The 23860-nt window shown below is 68.8% G+C and carries 24 protein-coding genes; 9 read left to right on the forward strand and 15 right to left on the reverse strand.

Annotated features, from left to right (window positions below):
• Nucleotides 1–16: 16 nt before the first annotated feature.
• Nucleotides 17–754 (forward strand): rhomboid family intramembrane serine protease, encoded by a 738-nt coding sequence (locus MEBOL_RS06955; protein ID WP_245919519.1) that lies wholly within the window; start codon nt 17–19, stop codon nt 752–754.
• Between the two features lie 7 nt (nt 755–761).
• Here the strand turns inward: MEBOL_RS06955 and MEBOL_RS06960 are convergent, their stop codons facing one another.
• On the reverse strand, nt 762–1688 hold the full coding sequence (locus MEBOL_RS06960; protein WP_095976674.1) for a PEGA domain-containing protein: 927 nt from the start codon (nt 1686–1688) through the stop codon (nt 762–764).
• Nucleotides 1689–1748: 60 nt separating this feature from the next.
• Here MEBOL_RS06960 and MEBOL_RS06965 point away from each other — a divergent pair, with 60 nt between their 5' ends.
• A complete protein-coding gene (locus tag MEBOL_RS06965) occupies nt 1749–2285 on the forward strand; it encodes a hypothetical protein (protein ID WP_095976675.1) in 537 nt (178 codons plus the stop codon).
• Nucleotides 2286–2308: 23 nt separating this feature from the next.
• Here the strand turns inward: MEBOL_RS06965 and MEBOL_RS06970 are convergent, their stop codons facing one another.
• From MEBOL_RS06970 to MEBOL_RS06980, 3 genes are all read right to left on the reverse strand, one after another.
• On the reverse strand, nt 2309–3823 hold the full coding sequence (locus tag MEBOL_RS06970) for a cellulose synthase family protein (RefSeq protein WP_095976676.1): 1515 nt from the start codon (nt 3821–3823) through the stop codon (nt 2309–2311).
• A 219-nt stretch (nt 3824–4042) separates the two neighbouring features.
• Nucleotides 4043–5011 (reverse strand): D-alanine--D-alanine ligase, encoded by a 969-nt coding sequence (locus MEBOL_RS06975; RefSeq protein WP_095976677.1) that lies wholly within the window; start codon nt 5009–5011, stop codon nt 4043–4045.
• 153 nt (nt 5012–5164) lie between these two features.
• Entirely contained in the window at nt 5165–6013 is an 849-nt protein-coding gene (locus MEBOL_RS06980) for an MBL fold metallo-hydrolase (protein WP_095976678.1), read from the reverse strand.
• A gap of 140 nt (nt 6014–6153) precedes the next feature.
• Between MEBOL_RS06980 and gspC the strand changes: the two genes are divergently transcribed.
• Nucleotides 6154–7005, forward strand: a complete 852-nt coding sequence (gene gspC, locus MEBOL_RS06985; RefSeq protein ID WP_095976679.1) for a type II secretion system protein GspC — start codon at nt 6154–6156, stop codon at nt 7003–7005.
• A 15-nt stretch (nt 7006–7020) separates the two neighbouring features.
• On the opposite strand, the gene MEBOL_RS06990 is transcribed toward gspC, so the two are convergent.
• Nucleotides 7021–7947 carry a LysR substrate-binding domain-containing protein gene (locus tag MEBOL_RS06990; RefSeq protein WP_157774799.1) on the reverse strand — a complete coding sequence of 309 codons (927 nt, stop codon included), beginning with the start codon at nt 7945–7947 and terminating at the stop codon, nt 7021–7023.
• Nucleotides 7948–8072: 125 nt separating this feature from the next.
• Here MEBOL_RS06990 and MEBOL_RS06995 point away from each other — a divergent pair, with 125 nt between their 5' ends.
• From MEBOL_RS06995 to thrS, 3 genes are all read left to right on the forward strand, one after another.
• Nucleotides 8073–9545: a catalase gene (locus MEBOL_RS06995; protein WP_095976680.1), complete on the forward strand. Its 1473-nt coding sequence runs from the start codon at nt 8073–8075 to the stop codon at nt 9543–9545.
• A 23-nt stretch (nt 9546–9568) separates the two neighbouring features.
• Nucleotides 9569–10099, forward strand: a complete 531-nt coding sequence (locus MEBOL_RS07000) for an ankyrin repeat domain-containing protein (protein ID WP_095976681.1) — start codon at nt 9569–9571, stop codon at nt 10097–10099.
• Nucleotides 10100–10315: 216 nt separating this feature from the next.
• Nucleotides 10316–11521 (forward strand): threonine--tRNA ligase, encoded by a 1206-nt coding sequence (thrS, locus tag MEBOL_RS07005; protein WP_095976682.1) that lies wholly within the window; start codon nt 10316–10318, stop codon nt 11519–11521.
• 90 nt (nt 11522–11611) lie between these two features.
• Here the strand turns inward: thrS and MEBOL_RS07010 are convergent, their stop codons facing one another.
• Nucleotides 11612–12412 (reverse strand): class I SAM-dependent methyltransferase, encoded by an 801-nt coding sequence (locus tag MEBOL_RS07010; RefSeq protein WP_245919520.1) that lies wholly within the window; start codon nt 12410–12412, stop codon nt 11612–11614.
• 37 nt (nt 12413–12449) lie between these two features.
• Between MEBOL_RS07010 and MEBOL_RS07015 the strand changes: the two genes are divergently transcribed.
• Nucleotides 12450–13229 carry a glutaminyl-peptide cyclotransferase gene (locus tag MEBOL_RS07015; RefSeq protein WP_095976683.1) on the forward strand — a complete coding sequence of 260 codons (780 nt, stop codon included), beginning with the start codon at nt 12450–12452 and terminating at the stop codon, nt 13227–13229.
• 3 nt (nt 13230–13232) lie between these two features.
• Here the strand turns inward: MEBOL_RS07015 and MEBOL_RS07020 are convergent, their stop codons facing one another.
• From MEBOL_RS07020 to MEBOL_RS07050, 7 genes are all read right to left on the reverse strand, one after another.
• The gene (locus MEBOL_RS07020; protein WP_095976684.1) at nt 13233–14537 is read right to left on the reverse strand and encodes a S41 family peptidase; all 1305 of its coding nucleotides are present in this window, start codon (nt 14535–14537) and stop codon (nt 13233–13235) included.
• A gap of 38 nt (nt 14538–14575) precedes the next feature.
• Entirely contained in the window at nt 14576–15436 is an 861-nt protein-coding gene (locus MEBOL_RS07025) for an alpha/beta fold hydrolase (RefSeq protein WP_095976685.1), read from the reverse strand.
• A gap of 110 nt (nt 15437–15546) precedes the next feature.
• Nucleotides 15547–16599 (reverse strand): oxidoreductase, encoded by a 1053-nt coding sequence (locus tag MEBOL_RS07030; RefSeq protein WP_095976686.1) that lies wholly within the window; start codon nt 16597–16599, stop codon nt 15547–15549.
• A gap of 6 nt (nt 16600–16605) precedes the next feature.
• The gene (locus tag MEBOL_RS07035; protein WP_095976687.1) at nt 16606–17724 is read right to left on the reverse strand and encodes a murein hydrolase activator EnvC family protein; all 1119 of its coding nucleotides are present in this window, start codon (nt 17722–17724) and stop codon (nt 16606–16608) included.
• Nucleotides 17721–18623, reverse strand: a complete 903-nt coding sequence (locus MEBOL_RS07040) for a cell division protein FtsX (protein ID WP_095976688.1) — start codon at nt 18621–18623, stop codon at nt 17721–17723. Before MEBOL_RS07040 ends, MEBOL_RS07035 begins: the two co-directional genes overlap by 4 nt.
• Entirely contained in the window at nt 18620–19315 is a 696-nt protein-coding gene (ftsE, locus tag MEBOL_RS07045) for a cell division ATP-binding protein FtsE (protein WP_095976689.1), read from the reverse strand. The genes MEBOL_RS07040 and ftsE overlap by 4 nt, the downstream gene beginning before the upstream one ends.
• A gap of 40 nt (nt 19316–19355) precedes the next feature.
• Complete coding sequence (locus tag MEBOL_RS07050; RefSeq protein ID WP_095976690.1) at nt 19356–19910, reverse strand: RomY N-terminal domain-containing regulatory protein; 555 nt, start codon at nt 19908–19910, stop codon at nt 19356–19358.
• A gap of 213 nt (nt 19911–20123) precedes the next feature.
• Between MEBOL_RS07050 and carF the strand changes: the two genes are divergently transcribed.
• Entirely contained in the window at nt 20124–20936 is an 813-nt protein-coding gene (gene carF, locus MEBOL_RS07055) for a plasmanylethanolamine desaturase (protein WP_095976691.1), read from the forward strand.
• A gap of 23 nt (nt 20937–20959) precedes the next feature.
• Here carF and murI read toward each other — a convergent pair whose 3' ends face one another.
• Together murI and MEBOL_RS07065 are read right to left on the reverse strand one after the other, a co-directional pair.
• Nucleotides 20960–21778, reverse strand: a complete 819-nt coding sequence (gene murI / locus MEBOL_RS07060; protein ID WP_095976692.1) for a glutamate racemase — start codon at nt 21776–21778, stop codon at nt 20960–20962.
• 106 nt (nt 21779–21884) lie between these two features.
• Nucleotides 21885–22973, reverse strand: a complete 1089-nt coding sequence (locus MEBOL_RS07065) for a hypothetical protein (protein WP_157774800.1) — start codon at nt 22971–22973, stop codon at nt 21885–21887.
• 173 nt (nt 22974–23146) lie between these two features.
• Between MEBOL_RS07065 and MEBOL_RS07070 the strand changes: the two genes are divergently transcribed.
• A complete protein-coding gene (locus MEBOL_RS07070; RefSeq protein WP_095982630.1) occupies nt 23147–23854 on the forward strand; it encodes a MotA/TolQ/ExbB proton channel family protein in 708 nt (235 codons plus the stop codon).
• Nucleotides 23855–23860 lie beyond the last annotated feature (6 nt).

Here is a 23860-nt window from a genome sequence, read left to right on the forward strand (position 1 = left end):
CCCTTCCGAGCACTGGATGACCTCTCCCAGCAATCCCCTTGGCCCCCTACAGTTGCCCCCCGAGCCCGAGCCCGAACGGGCCGAGCCTCCGCCCGAGCCTCCTCGTGCGCGGATGCCCCGGCCCCCGCCCGTCTGCGCGGCCATCATCGGGGGCTCGGTGGCGCTGTTCGTCCTGGACGCCGTCCTGAGCGGGGGCGGCACCCTCAATGGGCGCATGGGCCCCCTCTTCCGGCAACTCGCGCTCTATGGGCCCCTCGTGCAAGAGGGCGAGTACTGGCGGACGCTCGGCTTCATCTTCACCCATGGAGGCCCGCTGCACCTGGGCTTCAACATGTGGGTGGCCTACTCGCTCGGCGGCCCCTTCGAACGGGCCATCGGCAGCAGGCGATTCCTGATGCTGTCCGTCATCACCGCGCTGGGCTCGTCCGCCTTCGCCCTGCTCTTCAACTTCAACATCCCCACGGTGGGCGCCTCGGGGATGATCCTCGGCTACGGCGGGGCGGTGCTGCTGACGGCCACGCGGGAGTTCCGCCGGAGCATCATCTTCTGGTTGTTGCAGGTGGCGGCGCTCAGCCTGCTTCCCGGCGTGAGCTGGGCGGGGCACCTGGGAGGCTTCCTCTTCGGAGTACCCGTGGGCATCGCCTTGCGTGCCGGCCCCCGCGTCTTCACGCGCGCCGCGCCCCTACTGCTCGCCGTGGCGCTGGCGGTGGTCTACATCTCCGCGAACCCGGAGCGCTTCGGCCGCATCCCCTGACGGGGACTCAGAAGGCGACCCTGCCCACGCTGGAGGCGCCCGGGGGATTGATGACGGCGTCGCAACCGCTCGGGCACACGTCGTTCACCCCCAGGGGCTGGGAGGTCGCCACCACGGCCCCCACGGCGGCGGCGGCGACCACGGCGCCCACGCCCGCCCAGAAGTACCACCGCGAGGTGAGCGGCTTGCTGGTGGAGACCTCGGTGGGAAGTGGCTTGAGCGGAGACGAACTGGTCTCGCTCGGCGTGAGGATGGGCGCCCGCGGCTGATCCGTCTGGGCGATGGCCTCAGGACGCAGATTGACCTCGACGGAGTAGTCCTTGCCGGCACGCACGGCGATGCGCTTGGTCTCGGGGCGGAAGCCCTCGCGCTCCACGGTGATTTCGTAGGAGCCGGCCGGGAGCATCAGACTGTCGAGGGGTGCCTGGCCCTTGTCCTCGCCATTGACGAGCACGCGCGCGCCCGCGACATCGGCCTTCACGGACACGAAACCCGCCGTGGCATCCAAGGACACGGCCACCTCGGTGAGTTCACCCGGCTTCAAGGTGACGCGCCGGGAGAAGTCCCGATAGCCCATCTTGCGCACCACGATGGAGTGCTCACCGGGCTCCAGTTCCACGGGCGTGCGGCTCACGGGACCCAGTTCCTTGTCGTCCACGAACAGGCGGGTTCCTCGCGCCACCCCGCTGAACTTCACGAGCAGCTCGGTCTTCTTGACGAGCGGCGTGAGGAACTCGGACTCCAGCGGCTCCTCCTCGGCGCCCTTGGCGGGCTTCTTGCCCTTGGCGGGCTTGCGCTGCTTGACCACCTTGCCCTTGCTCTTCGCGGCCGGCGCGGGCGCCAGGGGAGTGAGGAACTCATCCTCCTGGGCGAAGGCGGAAGGCGCGGCGAAACAGAAAATCAACGCGAGCAGCAGGACGCGGCGCAGGTGCATGACGGGCCCAAGGTTAGAGAGTCAGACGCGAGGAATCAAACTGAGGGAGGATTGTCTTCCATGTCACGAAAGCGCTTCTGGATCGCCACCGGTGGCCTCGCCACCGTCCTCATGGCCTGTCCGGCCCGAACCCCCGCACCGCCCGTCACCCCACCGCCCCTCCAGGTTCCCCCTGGGTGTGAGAAGAGCCAGACGGGCACGTACCACCACGCGGACAACCCCGCGTTCCGCTACCTGGGCGAGGACGACGGAGGAACGTTGACGCTGGCGGTGACTCGGGCGCGCGAGCAGCGGGAAGCGGCTCCGGACGCGGGCACCACGGTGAACATCGTCCTGCACCGCACCCCCGAGGGGTTCGTGGGCAACACCCAGGCGACGACCTTCACGCCCGGAGGCATCGCCTGCCCTGTCCTCTTTCCGACAGAAGCGGTGCGCTGTGACGACCAGGGCCTCACCCTGCGCTCGGTGGCCTCGACGGCGCTGGACGAAGACTGCCGTCCAGCCCCCCAGGGCCCCGCGCCCACGTGGAAGGAGCAGAGGCTGCTCCGGGGCGAACCCGCCCAGGCCCCGGACGCCGGGACCCCCGACGCCCCCTGAGCGCTGGAGCGCGCGGCCCTCGCTCAAGCCGCGCGGCGGGTCTGCTCCTCGGCGACCACGGCCGAGGGCGCGGACTCACTGAACTTCAACCGGCCCTGCAGCAGGCTCGACACGCCCACGTACAGGAAGCCCAGCTGGAAGAGCAGGATGAAGGGCAGCGAGGTGTAGATGTGCTTGTCGATGGCGAACCACAGCGCCCCGGTGAAGTAGAGCGCGAAGGACAGCTCGATGATGGGCATGAGCGTCTTGTCGCCCCGGTAGCTCTTCTTCACGGCGACGATCTTCTTGCCCTCGGCGCCCGTCTTCGGCGTGCGTGAGAAGGCGGACTGCTGACCCAGCAGCGCCTCGAGCACCGCGCGGGCGTTGTTGATGGCCATGCCAATGCCCAGGCTCATCAGGAAGGGCAGGTACTTGAAGCGCTCCCACCCCTTGGCGCCGCGCTCGCGCTGGGCCGCCACGTAGAAGAAGCACACGCTCGCGGTGGCGCTGAGGAAGAAGGGCAGGTCCAGGAACAGCGTGCCGTACAGGCCGTGCTGGAAGCGCACCACCATGGACAGCGGCATGAGCGCGCTGAGCAGCACCATCAACAGATAGGCCACGTTGTTGGTGAGGTGGAAGAAGGCCTCGCGCTTGACGGCGAAGGGCAGGTCGCTCTTGAGGATCATCGGCAACAGCTTGCGCGCCGTCTGGATGGAGCCCTTGGCCCAGCGGTGCTGCTGGCTCTTGAAGGCGTTCATGTCCACCGGCACCTCGGCCGGGGAGATGACCTCGGGCAGGAAGATGAACTGCCAGCCCTTCATCTGCGCGCGGTAGCTCAGATCCAGGTCCTCGGTGAGCGTGTCGTGCTGCCAGCCGCCCGCGTCGGAGATCGTCACGCGCCGCCAGATGCCCGCCGTGCCGTTGAAGTTGAAGAAGCAGCCCGAGCGGTTGCGCGCCGTGTGCTCGATGATGAAGTGGCCATCCAGGAAGATGCTCTGCGCCTGGGTCAGGATGGAGTAGTCGCGGTTGAGGTGGCCCCAGCGCACCTGGACCATGCCCACCTGCGAATCGGCGAAGAAGGGCACCGTGCGCAGCAGGAAGTCCGGCGCGGGCACGAAGTCCGCGTCGAACACCGCCACGAACTCGCCCCGGGCCGTCGCCAGGCCGTTCTCCAGCGCGCCCGCCTTGAAGCCCTGGCGGTTGGTGCGGTGCACGTAGACGATGTCGTGGCCCGCCTGACGCTGGCGCTCCACGCACGCCCGCGCGATGCCGCACGTCTCGTCCGTCGAGTCGTCCAGCACCTGGATCTCCAGGAGCTCGCGCGGATAGTCGATGCGGCACACCGACTCCACCAGGCGCTCCACCACGTACATCTCGTTGAAGATGGGCAGCTGGATGGTGACCCGCGGCAGCGCCGTCAGGGTGCCTCGCGGCGTGGGCAGCTTGAACTTGTGGCGGTAGTACAGATACGCCATCCGGTAGCGGTGCGATCCGTAGACCGCCAGCACGCACAGGACGCTGAAATACACGCCCAAGAAGATGATCTCGACAGTGGTCATCTGACCTGGCCCCTCCCGCGGGTGACTTCGCCGCGGTCCTTACCTTGCCCGGCGGAGAGAAAGACCGACCCACACCGACCGCCGCACTCGGTCCAGCGGAGGCCCCCCCTCCTTGTATGTGCCCGGAATGACAAGAGTTTGTCTTTCCAGGGCCCTACGAAGCGCCGGACAATAGGGACGGGTCAGGTGGCTGTCAAATGCTTGTGCCCCTCCGCCGCCTCAACCCGCCGCGCGCCGCACCTCCTCCAGGGGCCGGGACACCTCCCCCACCCCATCCCCTTCGTCGCGCGTGGCGAGCGCCAGGATGCGCTCCATCAGCGAGGGAAAATCCAGGCCCCGCGCCGCGGCGATCTTCGGCAGCAGGCTCGTGGGCGTCATGCCCGGCAGGGTGTTCACCTCGAGCACCACGTCGTTGTCCTCGTCCGAGCAGATCAGATCAACGCGTCCATAACCTCGGCACCCCAGGGCCCGGTACGCGGCGAGCGCCAGGGCCTCCACGTTGCCCAGACGCGTGGGAGACAGACGCGCGGGCAGGAAATAGCGCGAGCCCCCCTTGTACTTGGCGTCGAAGTCGAAGCCCTCGCGCGGCGTGGCGATCTCGCAGGAGCCGAGCACCTCGTCTCCGAGGATGCCCACCGTCACCTCGCGGCCGTGCGCCAGGCGCTCCACCAGGGCCTCGCCCCCGAAGTGGCTCGCGCGCTCCACGGCGGGCCCGAGCGCTCCAGACTCGCGCACCACGGCGAGCCCCACCGACGAGCCCCCGCACGCGGGCTTCACCACGCAGGGAAAGCCCAGGTCGCCGTGCAGTTGCAGGACCCGGGAGACTTCCGATCGACCCACGGAGTAGCCATGGGGCGTGGGCAGGTTGTGCAACCGGAAGAGCTTCTTGGCCATGGGCTTGTTCATCGCCAGCGCGGACGCCAGCAGCCCCGAGCCCGTGTAGGGCACACCCATCAACTCCAGCAGGCCCTGCACCTTGCCGTCCTCGCCCATGCGGCCGTGCAGCGCGAGCACGGCCACGTCGAGCGACGCCGCGCGCAAGGTCCGGTCCAGCCCGGGTCCGGCGAAGACCCGCACCACCTCGTGGCCGCGAGCCTCCAGCGCCGCCACCATGGCCTCGCCGGTCTTCAAGGAAATCTCCCGCTCCTCGCCCCAGCCGCCCATCAGTACACCCACGCGCTTGCCCATGACTTGGATTCCTCCTGGTCCACGGGACAGAGCACACGGGATGCCAGCGCCCCGAGCCCAGTGATCCCGGGCACTTCCGGACGCACGGCGCACGACCCCACACCCGGCGAGCGTGGCAGGGGGAACACAACGCGGTCGGCCGACCACGCCTGCTCAGCCGAACCAGCGGCCCGATGTGGGCGCGAAGACGCGCAACCGCTCGCGCAGCACTTCCGGAGTCTGGGCGCGGATGACGGCGTGCACTTCCTCGGGGCTGTACGCCTGGCTGAAGTGCATCAGCACCAGCGCCTCGTTCTGGAAGAGTTCCGCCCGCGCGAGGATTTCATCGAAGTGCAGATGCGCCCGCTCCTGGGCATCGCTCACCGTGCGCTTGTCCCCGAGGAACGTGCACTCGAGGATCAACACCCGGCTGTGAAGCACCTCGGGCGCGCTCTCCAGGACGCGCGAGAGCGTGTCCGTGGCGTAGGCCAGTTCCAGCCGATCCATCTCGTCGAACAGGGGCTCGCCCGCCTTGCGCCTCCGGGCGATCTCCTCCGGAGGCAGGCCCTGGTGCTCGGGCTTGAGCTTGGAGACGCGACGGAAGAACTGGTAGCCGAGCGAGGGCACCGGATGATGCGTGCGGAAGGCGCGGACGAACAAGCCATGTCCCAGGTGCTGGGTGTCGCCCGGACGCATGGGCACCGTCTCCACGTCCAGGGAGGCACGCAGGAGCCGGCTCTGGACGGCCAGGGACTCGCACAGGGGTGTTTCGATCTCCGCGGGCAGGAACACCTGGGGCGGCCCCTTGCCGATGAGGCAACGGATGCCGAGCAGGGACCCGAGCGCGCTCGCATGGTCCGAGTGTCCGTGGCTCAAGAAGATGCGATCCGTTCCGGCGAAGGAGCGGATGGGCACGCCCGCATCGAGCACCACGCCCAGTTCCGGCACCTGCAACGACGTGTATACGCCGCCCACCGAAATGCCTCGAACCGTGTAGGGACCCGCGCTGACCTCGGTGAGCATGGGCGGGAGGCTAACGGATGCGGACGCCCTGTCACCTCCCGCGCGCACGCTCCTGACAATCCGGCACACCCAAGGTGCGCACAGGGAGGTGTTTCCCTCGGGAGCGACCGCTGGTCCCAGACTTGCTCTGGAGGCACGGCATGAACCTCCTCCTCCGCCGTGCCTTTCCCGCCCTCTCCCTGCTCTGCGTGGCCTGCGCGTGTCTGATGCTCGCCCTCGCGCTGAACTCCGTGGTGGATGCCTGGATGCAGCCCCCTCCTCCCGCTTTGGACACGGTCGTCCGGAAGATGCCTCCGCGCCAGGAGGAGATGCCCACGCCCCTCGCCCTCGCACCGCTGCGCCGCTACCTCGGGCTTCCGGAGAAGCTGCGCCGGGAAGTCATCCCCGCTCCCGACGACACACACGCCGTGCCCACGCGCTCGGACCTGCGGCTGCTGGGCACGATGATTGGCACCCACAGCTTCGCCTCCGTGTTCGAGAACCCGGCCCGGCGCACGCGCTCGGTGTGGCTGGGCGAGGAATTCGATGGGTCGCGGGTGGTCGCCATCGAGCGCACCCGGGTCCTGCTGTCGCGCGAGGGACAACTCGAGGCCATCGAGTTCCAGCCGACCAATGCCCCCGTCGCTCCCAGGCCCGCTGTCTCGAACTCGTCCATCCAGCAGGTGGGCCCCGAGTCCTACGAGATTTCCCGCCAGGAAGTGGCCCACTCGCTCGCCAACATCAACCAGGTCGCCATGCAGGCCCGGGTGGCCCCCGCCTTCCAGGATGGAGTGGCCAAGGGCTTCAAGCTGTTCTCCGTCCGCCCGGACTCCCTCTTCACGCGGCTCGGCCTGCGCAATGGAGACACCCTGCGTCGCATCAACGGCCTGTCCCTGGACAGCGCGGAGCACGCACTCGAGGCCTACGCGCGCCTGCGCGACGCCTCGCGCATCGAGCTGGAAGTGGAGCGGGACGGACAGGTGCTGCACCAGACGTACACGGTCCGGGGTTGAGAAGGTCCCTCCCGTTCAGGAGCGCTTCGCCAATTCCCGGGACTTGGGCCAAGCGGCGCGCAGGGTGTCCGCGAGCGCCTGGAGCGCATCGGCCCGGGGATAGCCCGGACGCCACACCAGGGCGAGCGTGCGGCTCGGCGCGGGCGTCAGGGGCCGTATCGCCAGCTGCCCGAGCCGGTTCTCCAAGGGCACCGCGAGCGCGGGCAACAACGTGATGCTCCCCTCCCCCGACATCACCATCTGCGCGAGCGTGGTGAGGCTCGTGGCGCGGAAGTCCACCTCGTGTGCGCCCACGCGCCGGCACAGCGCGAGCGCCTGGCTGCGAAAGCAGTGGCCGTCCTCCAGGAGCAGCACGTTCTCCTCATCCAGGTCACGCAGCGGCACCTGCGCCTTCTTCACCACCGGGTGTCCAGGAGGCGCGGCGACGACGAAGGGATCCTCCGCGATGACGGCTTGCTCCACGTCTCCCAATTCCGCGTCGAGCGCCACCAGGGCCGCGTCCAGCCTCCCCTCTTCCAGGCCCCGCACGAGCAATTCCGTCTTCTCCTCGCGCAGCCGCAGCTTCAGGTGCGGGTACTTCTTCATCACGGCGGGTACCACCTCGGGCAGCACGTAGGGCGCCACGGTGGGAATGACCCCCAGTTGGAGGATGCCCGCGAACGGGTCGGACAGCCGGGAGGCCGCCGAGAGGATGTCGCCCGTCTCGGTGAGCACCCGCCGGGCGCGCGCCACCAGTTCCTCGCCCGCCGCGGTCAGCATCACCCGGCGCTTGTCCCGCTCGAAGAGCTTCACCCCCAGCACTTCCTCCAATTGTTGGATCTGCGCGCTCAGGGCGGGCTGGGAGACGTGGCAGTGCTCGGCCGCTTTCCGGAAGCCGAGCAGATCGGCCACGGCGACGACATATTCGAGCTGCCGCAGGGAGATGTCGTTGAGGGAAGGCATGCCTCATCATTGATAGGCTGGGCCTATCAAGTCCATCGAAACGATGTCTTGGCCCGTTCAGCCGCGCTTCTCTACCTTGAGGGACATCCACGGCGCACCAACGCCCTGTCCCAGGAGAGAACCGCATGTCCCAACGTCTCCAGCTGACCACCGAGGCCGGCGCTCCCGTCTCCAACAACCAGCACTCCCAGACGGCCGGAGCCGCGGGTCCGGTGCTGTTGCAGGATCACCATCTGCTCGAGAAGCTGGCCCGCTTCAACCGTGAGCGCATCCCCGAGCGCGTCGTGCACGCGGTGGGCTCGGGCGCCTTCGGCCACTTCGAGGTGACGAATCCCGACATCGCGCGCTACACGCGCATGAAGCTCTTCAACCAGAAGGGCAAGCGCACCGAGGTCTTCCTGCGCTTCTCCACGGTGGCCGGCTCCAAGGGCGCTCCCGACACGGCGCGCGACCCGCGCGGCTTCGCGGTGCGCTTCTACACCGAGGACGGCAACTGGGACGTGGTGGGCAACAACACCCCCGTCTTCTTCCTGCGCGACGGCATCAAGTTCCCGGACTTCATCCACTCGCAGAAGTACGACCCGTACAGCAACACCCAGGAGCCGGACAACGTCTGGGACTTCTTCTCCCACTCGCCCGAGGCCACGCACCAGTTCACCTGGCTCTTCGGGGACCGGGGCATCCCCGCGACGCTGCGGCACATGGATGGCTTCGGCTCGCACACCTTCCAGTGGGTGAACGCGAACAACGAGCGCTTCTGGGTGAAGTTCCACTTCAAGACGAACCAGGGCATCCGCACCCTCACCTCGCAAGAGGCCGAGGCGATTGGCGGCAAGGATCCGCAGCACCACCAGCGCGACCTCTACGCGGCCATCGAGCGCGGCGAGTACCCGTCCTGGACGCTCAAGGCCCAGGTGATGCCCGAGGCGGACGCGGCCACCTACCGCTTCAACCCGTTCGACCTCACCAAGGTGTGGTCTCACAAGGACTACCCGCTCATCGAGCTGGGCCGCTTGGAGCTCAACCGCACCCCGGACAACTTCTTCGCGGACGTGGAGCAGGCCGCGCTCGATCCTGCCCACTTCGTGCCCGGCATCGGCCCCTCGCCGGACCGCATGCTCCAGGCCCGGCTGTTCGCCTACGGGGACGCGGCGCGCTACCGCCTGGGCATCAACCACACCCAATTGCCCGTGAACGCCCCCCGGGGCGTGCCGGGCGGCTCGCGCAACTACGGCCGGGATGGCCACATGCGCTTCGACGGCAACGGCGGACGCCACAAGAACTACGAGCCCAACAGCTTCGATGGCCCCGCGCAGTCGAACGAAGCCTCGGGCCTGGGCGTCTCCGTGAGCGGCACCACGGGCACCTACGTCCCGGTGCGCCACGCCGAGGACAACGACTACGTGCAGGCCGGAGCGCTGTACCGGCTGATGAGCGAGGAGGCACGCGAGCGGCTCGTCGCGAACATCTCGGGCAGCCTCGCCCAGGTGAGCCGCGAGGACATCATCCAGCGCGCCATCGAGCACTTCCGCAACGCCGACGAGGAGTACGGCTCCCGCATCGCCACGGCCGTCCACAAGCTGCGCCACCAGCGCTAACCCTTCACTCAAAGGACCCTTCCATGAAGACCGAGACCCGGAACACGCGGACGATGGTGACGGACGACGACGTGATGGCGCTCGCGCGCAAGGCGTTCCAACACGCCCGCGCGGGAGAGGCGGCTCAGCTCTCGTGGCTGCTCGGCGCGGGACTGCCCGCCAACCTGAGCAACGAGCGGGGCGACAGCCTGCTGATGCTCGCGAGCTACCACGGCCACGCGGAGGCCACCCGCGCCCTGCTCGATCACGGCGCCGACCCGGAGCGCACCAATGACCGGGGACAGACGCCACTGGCCGGAGCCGCCTTCAAGGGAGACCTCGCCATGATCCGGCTGCTGCTGGATCGCGGCGCCCGCGTCGATGGCGCGGGGCCCGACGGCAAGACGGCCCTCATGTTCGCGGCCATGTTCGACAAGCTCGAGGTGGTGGAGGAACTGCTCTCGCGCGGCGCCGAGCCCGGACGCATGGACGCCGACCGTCGCACGGCGCTCGACTACGCTCAGGCCATGGGCGCACGGCGCACCACGCAACGGCTCGCGAGTCCTTCGGCTTGACAATTCACGAGGCTCCGCGCACCTTGTTTCGCGTGAGCCACGTTCGCATCACCACCACGACGACCACGACCGCCACTTTTCCCGGCGGGAGCGGACTCGTGTGCGTGAAGTGAGCTGACGCCGCACGGTTCCTCGCCCCGCCTTCACCGGCCGGGGCGTCCGTGCAAGCGCTCAGTGCTCCGACCGGAAAGCACCCTTCCCGAATCGGAGTCACCCATGCTCGACGTTCATGATCATCGTTCTCTCGGCCAGCGCCTGGACCTCTTCCACCTGCAGGAGGAGGCGCCCGGCATGGTCTTCTGGCACCCGCGCGGCTACCTGCTCTACCAACTCATCGAGGAGCGCGTCCGGCGGCGGATGCGACGCGAGGGCTACCTCGAGGTGAGGACGCCCCAACTGCTCTCCCAGCCCATCTGGGAGAAGAGCGGCCACTGGGACAACTTCCGCCAGAACATGTTCGAGCTCTCCGAGGAGGGCGCGCGCCACCACGCGCTCAAGCCGGTGAACTGCCCGGGCCACATCCAGCTCGTGCAGCGCATGGGGCCGAGCTACCGCGACCTGCCCCTGCGGCTGGGCGAGTTCGGACTCGTGCACCGCAGCGAGCCCAGCGGCTCGCTCCATGGCCTCTTCCGCCTGCGCCAGTTCACGCAGGATGACGGGCACATCTTCTGTGCCGAGGAGCAACTGAGCGAGGAGATCCTGCGCTTCTGCCGTTCCCTGCACGCCTTCTACGTGGACTTTGGTTTCGAGCACATCGAGGTGGCCTTCTCCAGCCGACCCGCCCAACGGGCCGGAAGCGATGAGGTATGGGACCTGGCCGAATCGCTCTTGCTCGAGGCGGCGTCCCGCTCGGGGTTGCACTGCCGCATGCAGCCCGGCGAGGGTGCCTTCTACGGACCCAAGCTGGAGTTCGTCTTGAAGGATCGCCTGGGACGCGACTGGCAATGCGGGACGATTCAACTCGACCTGGTGCTGCCGGAACGATTCGACCTGAGCTACGTGGACGCCTCGGGACAGAAGCGCCGGCCGATGATGCTCCACCGGGCCATGCTCGGAAGCCTGGAGCGCTTCATCGGCATCCTGCTGGAGCATCACGAGGGCGCGCTGCCCGCGTGGTTGGCTCCGGAGCAGGTGGTGGTGGCGCCCATCGGAGAAGAACCGGTGGACTTCGCCGAGCGCTTCGCCGCGAAGCTGCGCGAGGCGGACTGCCGCGTGAGCGTGGATGCGCGGGCCGAGTCGTTGTCACGGAAGATCGTCGACGCGCATCAGGCGGGCGTGCCCTGGCTCGTGGTGGTGGGCCGGCGCGAGGTGGAGAAGAACGCCGTGCGGTTGCGGCGGAGGGACGGAGGACAGGAGGATCTGTCCCTGGACGACGCGGTGGCACGGCTCGTCGCCGAGTGCCGTCCCGCGGCGGCCTCGTGACTCAGGGCGGGGACTGCTCCAACCACAGCGAGCCCAACTCCAATTCGACGGCGTCGAAGGGTTGGGCTCGCGCCCGGTCATCGCCCGGGCTTACTGGGGCTTGATGAACTTCAGCGCGAAGCGGTCGCTGGTGCCACGGCGCTCGCCCGCGGCGCCCGGGCTGGAGCTCCAGTCCCGAGTGTCCTCGGGATTGCGCCACACCTTGCTCTCCTCGCCGAGTTGGAAGCCCGCAGCGAGCACCTCGTCGCGCACCACCTGCTCGTCGATGCGGTGCAGCGTCTGGACGTCGCTCACACCGGTGCCGGGCCTGGCGCTCGAATCGATGACGATGTAGGCCCCGCCGGGCTTGAGCGCGCGGAAGATGGCCGCGTTCATCTTGGCGCGGTCGCCGCCGATCCACACGATGTCGTGGTAGATGATGTTGCTGACCACGGCGTCCAGCCCAGTGGCCTCGGGCGGCAGCGGCTCCTCGAACTCACGATCGACGCGGACCACGTTCTGGTTGATGGGCCGGGCCAGTCGCTCGCTCCAGGGCTTCTCGGCGAAGCGCTCGAGGACGACCTTCGGATTCTGGCCATAGACGACCCCCTGGGGGCCCACGGCCCGAGCCAGCAGTTCCGTGGTGTAGCCGCCACCCGCCATCAACTCGGCGACCTTCATACCGGGCTGGACACCCACGAACTCGAGCAGGGCCGCGGGATGACGGCCCTTGTCCAGGGCACGATCGGCCTCGAGCCGATCCGGGGCGTCGATGATGGCTTGCGCCGAGGAGGCGGCGGCCCCCGAGGCGGAGGAGGGAGGGGAAGCGGGCTCGGGCGCCTTGTGGGCGCAGCCCGCGAGGGAGAACAACGCGGCGGTGAGGAGGTAGCGCATGGCGCGGAGCATAGGCATCGCGCCAAGGCGGTCTCGCGCTATTTTCCTCCCACCCATGAAACTCCGACATGCGACTGTGGCCGCCGTCCTAATCCTCGTTGGAGTGTCCTGCCGGAACGAGCGCCAGGCCTCGGGGAGCGTCCCCGTGGAGGGCTTCGAGGTGCTCCAGAGCTGGCCCCATGATCCGCGCGCGTTCACGCAGGGACTCGTCTATCGGGATGGCCGTCTGTACGAGGGAACGGGCCTCAACGGCCAGTCGAACCTGCGCGAGGTGGAGCTCGAAACGGGCCGCGTCCTGCGCCGCGTCAATCTCGAGTCCCAGCATTTCGGGGAAGGGCTCGCGATGTTGGGGGACAAGCTGTACCAGCTCACATGGCGCTCGCACGTGGGCTTCATCTACGACGCGAAGACGTTCGCGCCCGTGGGACGTTTCGACTACCCCACCGAGGGCTGGGGGCTCACCGACGACGGCACCTCCCTCATCCTCAGCGACGGCACCAGCACCCTGCGCTTCCTGGATCCCACCACGTTCAAGGTCCAGCGCACCCTCAAGGTGACCGACGGCGGCCGCGAGATCTCCCGGCTCAACGAGCTGGAGTACATCCACGGGGAGATCTACGCGAACCAGTGGGGCAGCGACTTCCTCGTGCGGATCGACCCGGCCACGGGGCAGCTGAAGGGATGGATCGATCTCACGGGGCTGCTCCCGCCCGAGCAACGCACGGGGAACGAGGACGTGCTCAACGGCATCGCCTACGACGCGGCCCAGGACCGGCTGCTGGTCACCGGCAAGTACTGGCCGAGGCTGTTCGCGATCCGCGCCGTGCCCCGGTAGGGCTCAGCTCGCCAGGTCGTTCAGGTAGTTGAGCGCCGTCCTCAACTGATAGTCGCTCAGCGCCGACGTCACGTCCCAGTCGCGCGGCTCCTGGGCGAACGCCTTGGGATGGACCCGCACCTGGGGCTCGCTCGCCGACACGGGCTCCGCCTTGAAGTGACGCTCCAGATCCTTCTCCCGCTGTTCCTCCTTCGCGCCCTTGCCGCCGGGCGTCTCCGGTACCCAGAAGTCCGGGGTGATGCCCTTCTCCTGGATGCTGCGCCCATGGGGGGTGTAGTAGCGCGCGATCGTCAGCTTCAGCCCCGAGCCATCCTCCAGCTCGATGACGGTCTGGACACTGCCCTTTCCGAACGTCTGGGTGCCCAGGATGGTGGCGCGGCCATGGTCCTGCAGCGCGCCCGCGACGATCTCCGAAGCCGAGGCGCTGCCCGCGTTCACCAGCACCACCAGCGGGTAGTCCGGCTCCGTATCCCGGTCCTTGCTCCGCTCCTCGTTCATCTGCGTGCCCTTGCGCCCGCGCGTGCTCACGATGGGCAGATTGCCCGGCAGCCACACGTCGCTCACCGCCACCGCCTGCTCCAGGAGCCCGCCCGGGTTGTTGCGCAAGTCCAACACCACGCCGCGCAGCGGCTGACCGCCGTTGAGCGTGCGCAACCGCTCCAGTTCCTTGCGCAGGTAGTAGGCCGTGCGGTCCTGGAAGCTCTTCACCCTCACGTGGGCCACGCCGCCGTAGAGGGCGCCCTCCACGGCGATGATGCGGATGTGGTCGCGGATGAGGGCCAGCTCCCTCGGCGCGGAGAAGCCCTCGCGCATGAGGGTCAACAACACGCGCTTGCCCGCGGGGCCGCGCAGCCGTTGCAGCACGTCCTGCAGGCTCAAGCCGCGCACGCGCTCGCCATCGATGGCCACCAGCGCGTCGCCCACCCGGATGCCCGCGCGCGCCGCGGGCGTCTCATCGAGCGCGGCCGACACCACGAAGCCCTCGCCCTGGCGCGCCACCTCGAGTCCCACGCCTCCGAACTCGCCGGAGGTGTCGATCTTCATCTCCTTGAAGACCTCGGGCGGCATGAAGACGGTGTGAGGATCCAACGTCTCCAACATGCCCTGGATGGCGCCGTACATCAGCTTGCGCTCGTCCACGGGCTCCACGTAGTTGTTCTCCACGTAGGAGAGCACCCGCGCGAACACCTCGAGTTGCTCGTACGTGGAGGTGCGCGGAGGGGGCGTGCGTCCCTCGGCCTGGACCGAGGGAGCCAGGAGCAACAGGCCGGCGGCGAGCGTCGAGCGCCAGGAGTGCGGGGAGCGCATGGGCCCGAGTCTAACACCGGGCCCGCTCCGGCCTGGGACTACAGCCCGGCCGAGTCCGCGAACCGCAGCAACTCGGACACGAACTCGCCCGGCCGCTCCACGTGGGGGATGTGGCCGAAGCCCTCCACCACGCGCACCTTCGAATGAGGCGGTAGATGTTCACGAAAGAAGGCGAGGCTCTGCTGGGGCAGGAGTTTTTCGCTGCCACCCCACACGAACAGCACCGGCATCTGGAGCCGCCGCAGCTGCTCGGGCTTGAGGTACTCGCCCGTGGCCAGGGCGTCCGCGCTCAACGCGCGCACCGCGGGAGTGGAGTAGACGCCCCGGAGGGCATTGGCGAAGAACAACATGGCCCAGGGCGGACGGTGGAAGAGGCGCTGGGTGAGCGCTCGCGATTGCTCCGCCGTGCGCACGTCCATGGCCTCCAGCACCTCGCGGATGGGCTCATGCCCCACGTCCGCCCCCGCGGGTGACACCAGGCCCAACGCGCTCACCAGCTCCGGGTGCTCGGCCGCCAGTTGCGCCGACAAGGCGCCCCCCAGGGAGTTGCCCACGACGAAGGCCGGGCCGCCCACCACCTGACGGCAGTACTCCACCAGCATGTCGTACTGGCCTCGCACGCACACCGGCCCGAGGCAGTACTCCGGGGAGAAGCCATGCCCGGGCAGGTCCACCGCGAACACCCGCTCGAAGCGTTTGGCCAGCGGAAGCAGCACGCGGCCGAAGCCACTGGCCGCGCCGCCCAGGCCATGCACGAGGAGGAGCGGCGGGCCCTTGCCGCTGCCCTTCATCGTGAAGTGGTGGAGCCGCTGTCCGGCCAGCTCCACCGTTTCCGAGCGCACCCCGCGCGCCACCAGCATGCGCCGCGAGACTTCCTGGAGTCCTGAGATGAGATCCACGGCCTGACACTAACCCCGCCCGTGCCGCACCGCAGCAACCCGCCGGGGAACGGACGAGAACATGACGGATTTCCGGCGGGGACTCCCAGCAAGCCAGGAAAGACGGGGGGTTAGCGGCCCTCGGGGAGGGGTTCCAGGGAGACACGCCGCCCCTCGGTGGCGCTGCGCACGGCCGCCTCGAGGACCTGGATGACCCGCGCCGCGCTGAGCGCCGTGACGGGAACGGGACCTTCGCCCGCGATGGCCTGGGCGAGCTGCCGGTAGAACTCCTCATAGCGGCCCGGCAGGGTGGGCACGCGTCCGCCCTGGCTCAGCGTCCCATGACGCTCGGGGGACTCCGCGCCCCACCCGGCGGCGCCCGGCCGCAGCCCGGCCTTGAGTTGTTCCTCTTGAGGATCCAGTCCGGACTTGTGCCACGCGTCCCGCTCGCCGTGCAGCACGAAGCGCGGCCACGGCTCGTGCACCACCGAGCCCGAGTGCAGAATGACGCGCAACTCGCCGTAGCGCAGGACGAGGTGGAACCAGTCCGTGGTGCGCGCGCCGGTGCGCTGCTGGCCGAGGTCCGCGACGAGGGAATCCGGGAGTCCGAAGAGCTGCAGCGCCTGGTCGACGAGGTGGGCACCGAGGTCCCACAAGGTGCCACCCCCGGGGACGTCATCCTCCTTCCAGCGGGCCTTCACCTGGGGGCGGAAGCGGTCGTAGTGGCTCTCGAAGCTGAACAACCTCCCGAGCCGTCCCTCGTCGAGCAACTGGCGCACGGTGAGGAAGTCACCATCCCAGCGCCGGCTGTGGAAGACGCTCAGGCACAAGCCGCGCTCGCGGGCGAGGGCATCCAGGCGCAGCGCCTCCGCCGTGTCCAGGGTGAAGGGCTTGTCCACGACCACGTGCTTGCCGGCCTGGAGCGCCCGCTCGGCGAGCGTCGCGTGCGTGTCATTCGGCGAGGCGACGATGACGAGCTCGATCGAGGGATCCGCCAGGAGCGCGTCTGGGGACACGGCGCGCACGCCGGGCCAGTCACGCGCCACCTCGGCGGCGCGCTGGGTGGCGATGGCCACGAGGGAGAAGGCGGGCTCTGCGGCGAGCAGCGGCGCGTGAAAGAGGGAGCCGGCCAGGCCGTAGCCGATCAGACCCACACGGATGGGAGAGCGAGAGGAAGAGGACATGATGTCTCAGCGAGAAGCCGCCAACCAGGGAGCGGGATCCAAGGCCTGGCCGGAACGGCGGATTTCGAAATACAGGTAGGCGCCCTTGAGCGAGCCGGTATCACCGACCTCGCCCACCGGCGCACCCGCGGCGACATGGTCTCCCACCTGAGGAGCCACGGATGACAGGTGGGCGAGCAGGGAATGGTAGCCGCCCCCATGATCGATGATGAGGAGGTTGCCGTAGCCACGCATCCAGCCCGCGTAGGCCACGGTGCCCTCGGCCACCGCCTGGACGGGCGTGCCCGCGGGGGCGCGGATGTCCACGCCCTTCTGCACGGTGACGGTGTTGAAGCGCGGGTTGATGACGCGGCCGAAGCCCACCTCGATGACGCCCGGCGCGGGAAAGGGCAGCTTGCCCTTGAGCGCCCCGAAGCCGGAGGTGGCGGGTCCCTCGTTCATCTCCTGGATGACGCGGGTGAGGTCTCCGTCCGCCTGCTCCAGCTCGCGCACCATGCGCCGCGCCAGCTCCGCCTCGCCCTTGATGGCGCCCACCACCTCCTCCAGGGCCTCCTGCTGCGCCCGGGCGAGCGTCGCCTGCTCGCGCAGGAAGTCGAGCCGCACGTCCAGCGAGCCCTGCAACCGGCGCAGCTCGGCCGAGACCTGACGCCGCAGCCGGGCCACGCGCTGCACGGTGCGCAACTGACGCAGGTCCTCCTCCAGCGTGGCCCGCAGCGCGCGGGAGCGCCACACCAGGGCGGAGAAGTCCTTGGCGTCGAGCAGCACCTCCAGCGGCCGGCGGCGCATCATCCGGTACATCGTCCACAGGCGGGGGGACAGCCGGCGCATCTGCTCGCGCAGCACCTCGCGCGTCACCTCGTCCTCCTGCTCGGCCACGGCCAGGCGCTTGCGGAAGACGGCGAGGTCGCGCTCGAGCATCTTCACCCGCTGCGAGCTGGTGGCCGCGCGCTGCTCCACCATCTCCAGGACTTCCAGGGCGGACACCTTGCGCGACTCGATGAGCGCGAGCGCCGCGCGCTGGGTGGCCAGCTTCTCGCGCACGGCCCGGCGCTCCGCCGACTCCTCCTGACCGAGGGCCGCGCTCGCGCACAACATCATCAGTCCGAGGAGGAGGAAGCGGCTCATACGCGCAGGAAGCGCCCCACCGCGATGAAGCTGCCGCCCAGCCCCAGCACGCACCCGGCCACGAGCAACCGCAGGGCCAGCGCGGGCTCCAGCAGGGGCGTGGAACCCCCGGGCCCGAGCAGGAAGGAGAAGAGCGAGGTCATCCACGGCCCCACCAGCCGCTCGAACAGCACCAGCCCTCCGAGCGCCACCGCGGCACCGAGCAGCCCCTGGAGGAAGCCCTCGATGAGGAAGGGCACCTTGACGAAGCGGTCCGTCGCGCCCACCAGCTTCTGGATCTCGATCTCCTCGCGCCGCGCGTAGATGGCGAGCTGCAGCGTCGCGGACACGATGATCACCGTGGCCAGCAGCACCACGGCGAAGGCCACCCAGCCGCCATAGCGCAGCGCCCGGGAGATGGCCGACAGCCGCTCCACGGCCTCCTCGCCATAATCCACGCCGGTGACGCCGGGCAGGGCGCGCAGTTCCTCGGCCAGGGCCTTCAAGGCCCCCGGGGTGCGCCGCTCGGCGGGCACCTGCAACTCCAGCGAGGGAGGAAGTGGGTTCTCCGGCAGTTGCGCGAGCGCCTCGCCCAGGTCCCCCAACTCCCGCGCCAGACGATCGAGCGCGGCCTGGGGAGGCACGAGCGAAGCGCGGCCCCCGCTGCGGGCCTCCATGCGCTCGCGCAACACGGAGGCCCCCTCCTCGTCGAGTCCGGGAGACAGGTAGACCGTCACCTGCACCTCGCCCCCGAGCGAGCCCACCAGCCCATCGATGCGCTGGCCCAGGGCCTGTGCGAGCCCCGCGGAGAACAGGGCGATGGCGATGGTGGTCACCGCGATGAAGTGGACGAAGGGCGCATGGCGCAGACCCGAGGCCGCCGAGCGCCAGAAGTAGGCCACCTTCGCCAGCGCGCTCATCCCGCCGACACCCGCCGGGCGGCCTTCACCCCATCCTCGTCGGACACGATGAACCCGTTCTCCAGGCGCAGGGTGCGCTTCTGGTAGCGGGCGATGAGGCCGGTGTCGTGGGTGGCCACCATCACCGTGGTGCCCCGCACGTTCACGGCCATGAGCAGGTCCATGATCTCCACGGTGAGCGCGGGGTCCAGGTTTCCCGTGGGCTCGTCCGCGAGCAGGATGGTGGGATCATTGACGAGCGCGCGGGCGATGACGACGCGCTGCTGCTCGCCTCCGGACAGCTTGAGCGGCAGCGAGCCCGCCTTGTGCTGCAAGCCCACCAGCTTGAGCATGCGCTGCACGCGCTCACGCGCCTCGGCGCGGGGCACGCCCAGCACGTCCAGGGTGAAGGCCACGTTGTCCTCCACCGTGCGGTGCGGCAGCAGCTTGAAGTCCTGGAACACCACGCCGATGTTGCGCCGCAGGTAGGGCACGGCCGACTCGCGGATGCGCGCGATGTTGCGCCCGCCCACGAGGACCTGCCCCTTGGTGGCGTTCTCCGCGCAGAAGATGAGCTTCATGAGCGTCGTCTTGCCCGCGCCCGAGGGCCCGGTGAGGAAGACGAACTCGCCCTTCTCCACATGGAGGTTGATGTCCGAGAGGACGGGCGGGTCGCCCGGGTACGCCTTGTACACGTGGAACATCTGGATCATCGGCGGGCCGATGATGGCACCGCTCGCGCCACGTGTGGAATTACTGGTTGTTGTCCTCGCCCGCCAGGTAGCTGAGGATGACCTCGTCCAGGCTCTTCTCGGAGATGAGGTCCTCGCCGAACAGCGTCTCCACGCCCACTTCGTTGATCTTCGGCTGCACCTTCATGGCGCGAGCGGCGGCGATCTCCGGAGGCAGGGCACTGGCGGCGGGAGCGGCCACGGGGGGAGGCGCCTTGGGGACCGGTGCCGCCTGAGGACGCGCGGCGTGGGACTCCTCGGCGGAACCGAGCTGACCGGGCTGATAGTGCCGTACGCCCGTCTCGTACCCGTCGTAGACGCCGTTGATGAGGTTGCGCAGCATTTCCTTGTGCTGCTCTTCCATCAACTCGCGCACGACCTCGGACAGGCTCTCCGCGTTGAGGATGTCCGCGTAGGACGTCTTCTTCGACGCGAGGATGTTCCCCCCCACGAACAGGTGGGTGATGATGTGGGGGTTGTTGACGCCCGAGTCCTCGGTCTGGACGTGGTACACCCGGCCCTTGTACTTGATGTTGTGGTTGAAGCCGGTGACGGCTTTTTCGAAGGTTTTCGCCATGCCCGAGTCCCAGGACCGTAGCAGCGGGGCGGAAGCGAGACAAGAAACGCGTCGGATTGAATGGAGCGGGGGGATGCAGGCCGCCCCGGGGGAGGGGCGAGCGGCCTGATCGTTCACCAGAAGAAAAGGCGGTTAAATCCGCTTGCGGTTAGACTGCGGACCCATTTCGGCGAGCTCGCTCGCCGGGACTTCATGGCGCGGACGGGAGCGACGATGACGACCGAACTCAAGAACCAGGTACGCCAACAGGATGCCAGCGTCCTGGCCCAGGGCTACTCGCCCGCCATCCGAGCCATGGAGGTGGTCAGCATCCTCGCCTTCGTGGGGCTCGAGACCGCGCTCGTCTGGCGGCTGTGGGGCAACCCCCATGTGGGACCCTGGCTGGTGCTCAGCGCCGTGATCCTCGGCTACCTGGCCGCGGACTTCGTCTCCGGGCTCGTCCACTGGATGGGCGACACGTGGGGCTCCACCGACATGCCGGTGCTGGGCAAGGCCTTCATCCGCCCCTTCCGCGAGCACCACGTGGATGAGAAGGCCATCACCCGCCACGACTTCGTGGAGACCAACGGCAACAACTGCCTCGTGTCACTGCCCGTGGCGCTGCTGGCGCTGCTGGTCCCCCACTCGAGCGCCTCGTGGGTGTTCCTCTCCACCTTCCTCGGGGCGATGATCTTCTGGGTGATGGCGACCAACCAGTTCCACAAGTGGTCCCACACGGACGCTCCGCCCGCGATCATCGGCTTCCTGCAGCGCGTGCACCTCATCCTGCCGCCGGACCACCACCGCGTTCACCACACGTCGCCCTACGACAAGTACTACTGCATCACCGTGGGCTGGATGAACAAGCCGCTCGCCCTCATCGGCTTCTTCTCCGGCATGGAGCGCCTCATCACCTGGGTGACGGGCGCCCTTCCGCGCAAGGACGACATCGGCACCGAGGCCGCGCTGGAGCTCGTCCAGGCCCAGGAGCAGGCCGAGCCATCCGAGGCACTGGCCGAGTCGGCCACGCCCGTCAGCCAGGCCTGAGCGGGACGCCCGAGCGGACCTGGCTAGAAGGACAGGTCCACCTGCTCGGCCGAGGCGATGGGGCGCCCGAGGAACCGCGCCCCGACCTCCACGAAGCGCTCCGGCACGTCCGTGACGAAGGTGTGATGGGTGGGCACCCCGCCCCCGCGCGCCAGCAGCCCCTGCTCCTCCAGGAGCTGAGCCACCACGTGGACCGTGGCCTCGGCCGAGTCCACCAGCGTCACCTGCGGCCCGACGACCTCTGCGATGATGTCCTTGAGCAGCGGGTAGTGCGTGCAGCCCAGCACCAGCGTGTCCACCCCATTCTGGACGAAGTCCGCCAGGTACTCGCGCGCCACCAGCCGGGGCACGTCCCCCGACAACCACCCCTCCTCCGCCAGCGGCACGAAGAGCGGACAGGCCCGCGCCTTCACCTTCACCCCCTCTGGCCCGGCCGCCGCTTCCAACTCGCGCTGGTAGGCCCCGGAGCGGATGGTGCCCGGCGTTCCGATGACGCCCACCTGGCCCCCGCGGGTACGCCGCAACGCCGCCCTCGCCCCGGGAGCGATGACGCCCACCACGGGAACCGGCAGCGCCGCCGACAGGGCCGGCAGCGCCACCGCCGAGGCCGTGTTGCACGCCACCACCAGCAGCTTGATGCCCCGCTCCATCAGGAACGCCGCGTTCTTGAGCGAGTAGCGCGTCACCACCTCGCCGGACTTGGTGCCGTAGGGCACGCGCGCCGTGTCCCCCAGGTAGAGCGTGCTCTCGTGGGGAAGGTGGGACAGCAGGGACTTGAGGACGGTGAGACCTCCAACGCCCGAGTCGAAAACCCCGATGGGACTGTGGCTTTCTGGCCGCATGCAGGGGGGCTCTATCACGAATGATGCCAACGCCAAGCGCGCCCCCCGTAAACACGAAGGGCCGAGGCTCGCGCCCCGGCCCTCCTGGCAACCTACCCGCCGCCGGCTAGTACTTGCGCTGCAGCTCCAGGATGGTGGCCTGCGCCTCGGTCTTCTGCACGAAGGCCTTCACCGTCAGCACGGGCTCGTCGTGGTTCTCGCTGGAGTAGGCGATGCGCGAGCCATTCACGCCGCGGATGAACACCCGGTAGTCACCCGGCGGCAGGAAGCGGTAGTTGAGGTAGTTGTGCGGGTCGGTGCAGGGCTGCGCATCCCCGTCCTCGCCATAGACGAGCTTGTTCGTCGCCAGGTTGCGCATGTTGACGCGGAGCTCGGACACCCCCGCCTGGGCACACGTCCTGGCGAGGGAGCCGTCGCGCAGATCCCAGCTCAGCGTCATGCCGCCCACGGCCATCAGCTTGAACGACGCGAAGATGGGGCTGCCCGCCTGCGTCGTCAGCGGCTCCTTGCGGTAGTAGTAGGGCGTCTCGCCGGAGCCGGAGACCCGCACTCCCACCAACTCGATGGTGTGGGCGCCTGGCGCCAGGTAGGGCGAGGACACCTGGTTGGTGCCGATGCCCTTCTCGCACTGGAGGCGCGTCCACTCGCCCCCGTCGATGCGCACGTCCACATGCGTGGCGCCCGCCTGGTTGCAGTCCGGGTTGGAGCTGCTGGTGTTGGCCTCGAAGGACCAGGAGATGTAGGCGAACGAGCTCTGGCCTCCCTTGGGGGTCAGATTGACGTTCACCCGCGTGTCGCCGTTCACCGCGAAGTTGCCGCTGGCCTGGTAGAGGACGCGGTTGTCGTAGGAGAGGGCCTCGAGCGTGTAGCCATAGCTCTTGGGCGCGAAGTCGTGCAGGACGATGCCGTCCGTGCCGAGGGTGTTGCAGGCATAGACGCCCCCGTTGTGGAGCTTCTCCCCCGGAATGGTGATGCGGATGTTCTTGACGTCGGGCACATCCGAGCACCGGCCGGCGCCCACGTTGGCGAACGTCCACAGGAAGGTGAGATCCCCGGAGACCTGGACGGGAGGCGGAGGCGGGGGGGTCGGGGTGCAGCAGGGGCCCCCGTGATCGGGACCATCGTTGTCGACGATGATGCAACCCGTGCCGCCCATGGCGATGCAGAGGAATGCAACGAGCAATCTGGCGTTCATGAAGCGCCCTCGAATGGGGAGATGGGGGAGCGGGCAAGCAGCCCGTCACACCCCTCCTGGACGCCCCACCTGGGGAATTATTCACTGTTTCATCGCAGCGGCAATCGACCCCGCTTCTCCACCGGCTTTGGTTTGACCACCCCTGGACCTGGTGTTACGGCCTGCACCCCATGCTGATGCCCCGTTTCCCCCTGGCGCTGGGCGCCATGAACTACCTGCAGATCCTCCGGGACGCCTCGTTGCTGGAGCTGGGCGTGCTGGGTCTGCTCATGCTCGTGTCGGTCGCGTCCTGGGCGCTCATCGCGCTCAAGGCCACCCAGCTGTCCCGCGCCCGGGCCCAGTCGCTCGCGTTCCTCGACACCTTCTGGAAGGCCTCGCGGCTGGAGAGCATCTACCAGGACGCCCAGAAGCTGGAGGGCTCGCCGCTGTCCAAGGTGTTCTGCGCGGGCTACGAGGAGCTGAGCAAGCTCGCCCAGACGAAGGACGGCACGGAAGGGGCCATGGCCGAGCGGCTCGGTGGCATCGAGAACGTGGAGCGGGCGCTCAACCGGGCCTCGACGAACCAGCTCACGGATCTGGAGGCGCGCGTGTCCTTCCTGGGCACCGTGGGTTCGGCCTCGCCCTTCGTGGGGCTGTTCGGCACCGTCATCGGCATCCTCAACGCCTTCAACTCCATCGCCGAGCAGGGCAACGCCACGCTCGCCACGGTGGCGGCCCCCGTGGGCAACGCGCTCTTCGCCACGGCGGCGGGCCTGTTCGCCGCCATCCCCGCGGTGGTGGCCTACAACTCGTTCGTCAGCCGCATCAAGGTGTTCGACACGGAGATGGCCAACTTCTCCGCGGACTTCCTCAACATCGTCAAGCGGCACTTCTTCCGCTAGGGGCAC

The sequence above is a fragment of the Melittangium boletus DSM 14713 genome (assembly GCF_002305855.1).
GTDB classification, from domain to species: domain Bacteria; phylum Myxococcota; class Myxococcia; order Myxococcales; family Myxococcaceae; genus Cystobacter; species Cystobacter boletus.

Bases quoted from the DNA above. Each gene is read 5' to 3' on its own strand.
- MEBOL_RS06955 (WP_245919519.1), top strand. From the start codon at position 17: ATGACCTCTCCCAGCAATCCCCTTGGCCCCCTACAGTTGCCCCCCGAG.
- MEBOL_RS06960 (WP_095976674.1), bottom strand. From the start codon at position 1,688: ATGCACCTGCGCCGCGTCCTGCTGCTCGCGTTGATTTTCTGTTTCGCC.
- MEBOL_RS06965 (WP_095976675.1), top strand. From the start codon at position 1,749: ATGTCACGAAAGCGCTTCTGGATCGCCACCGGTGGCCTCGCCACCGTC.
- MEBOL_RS06970 (WP_095976676.1), bottom strand. From the start codon at position 3,823: ATGACCACTGTCGAGATCATCTTCTTGGGCGTGTATTTCAGCGTCCTG.
- MEBOL_RS06975 (WP_095976677.1), bottom strand. From the start codon at position 5,011: ATGGGCAAGCGCGTGGGTGTACTGATGGGCGGCTGGGGCGAGGAGCGG.
- MEBOL_RS06980 (WP_095976678.1), bottom strand. From the start codon at position 6,013: ATGCTCACCGAGGTCAGCGCGGGTCCCTACACGGTTCGAGGCATTTCG.
- gspC (WP_095976679.1), top strand. From the start codon at position 6,154: ATGAACCTCCTCCTCCGCCGTGCCTTTCCCGCCCTCTCCCTGCTCTGC.
- MEBOL_RS06990 (WP_157774799.1), bottom strand. From the start codon at position 7,947: ATGCCTTCCCTCAACGACATCTCCCTGCGGCAGCTCGAATATGTCGTC.
- MEBOL_RS06995 (WP_095976680.1), top strand. From the start codon at position 8,073: ATGTCCCAACGTCTCCAGCTGACCACCGAGGCCGGCGCTCCCGTCTCC.
- MEBOL_RS07000 (WP_095976681.1), top strand. From the start codon at position 9,569: ATGAAGACCGAGACCCGGAACACGCGGACGATGGTGACGGACGACGAC.
- thrS (WP_095976682.1), top strand. From the start codon at position 10,316: ATGCTCGACGTTCATGATCATCGTTCTCTCGGCCAGCGCCTGGACCTC.
- MEBOL_RS07010 (WP_245919520.1), bottom strand. From the start codon at position 12,412: ATGCCTATGCTCCGCGCCATGCGCTACCTCCTCACCGCCGCGTTGTTC.
- MEBOL_RS07015 (WP_095976683.1), top strand. From the start codon at position 12,450: ATGAAACTCCGACATGCGACTGTGGCCGCCGTCCTAATCCTCGTTGGA.
- MEBOL_RS07020 (WP_095976684.1), bottom strand. From the start codon at position 14,537: ATGCGCTCCCCGCACTCCTGGCGCTCGACGCTCGCCGCCGGCCTGTTG.
- MEBOL_RS07030 (WP_095976686.1), bottom strand. From the start codon at position 16,599: ATGTCCTCTTCCTCTCGCTCTCCCATCCGTGTGGGTCTGATCGGCTAC.
- MEBOL_RS07035 (WP_095976687.1), bottom strand. From the start codon at position 17,724: ATGAGCCGCTTCCTCCTCCTCGGACTGATGATGTTGTGCGCGAGCGCG.
- MEBOL_RS07040 (WP_095976688.1), bottom strand. From the start codon at position 18,623: ATGAGCGCGCTGGCGAAGGTGGCCTACTTCTGGCGCTCGGCGGCCTCG.
- ftsE (WP_095976689.1), bottom strand. From the start codon at position 19,315: ATGATCCAGATGTTCCACGTGTACAAGGCGTACCCGGGCGACCCGCCC.
- MEBOL_RS07050 (WP_095976690.1), bottom strand. From the start codon at position 19,910: ATGGCGAAAACCTTCGAAAAAGCCGTCACCGGCTTCAACCACAACATC.
- carF (WP_095976691.1), top strand. From the start codon at position 20,124: ATGACGACCGAACTCAAGAACCAGGTACGCCAACAGGATGCCAGCGTC.
- murI (WP_095976692.1), bottom strand. From the start codon at position 21,778: ATGCGGCCAGAAAGCCACAGTCCCATCGGGGTTTTCGACTCGGGCGTT.
- MEBOL_RS07065 (WP_157774800.1), bottom strand. From the start codon at position 22,973: ATGAACGCCAGATTGCTCGTTGCATTCCTCTGCATCGCCATGGGCGGC.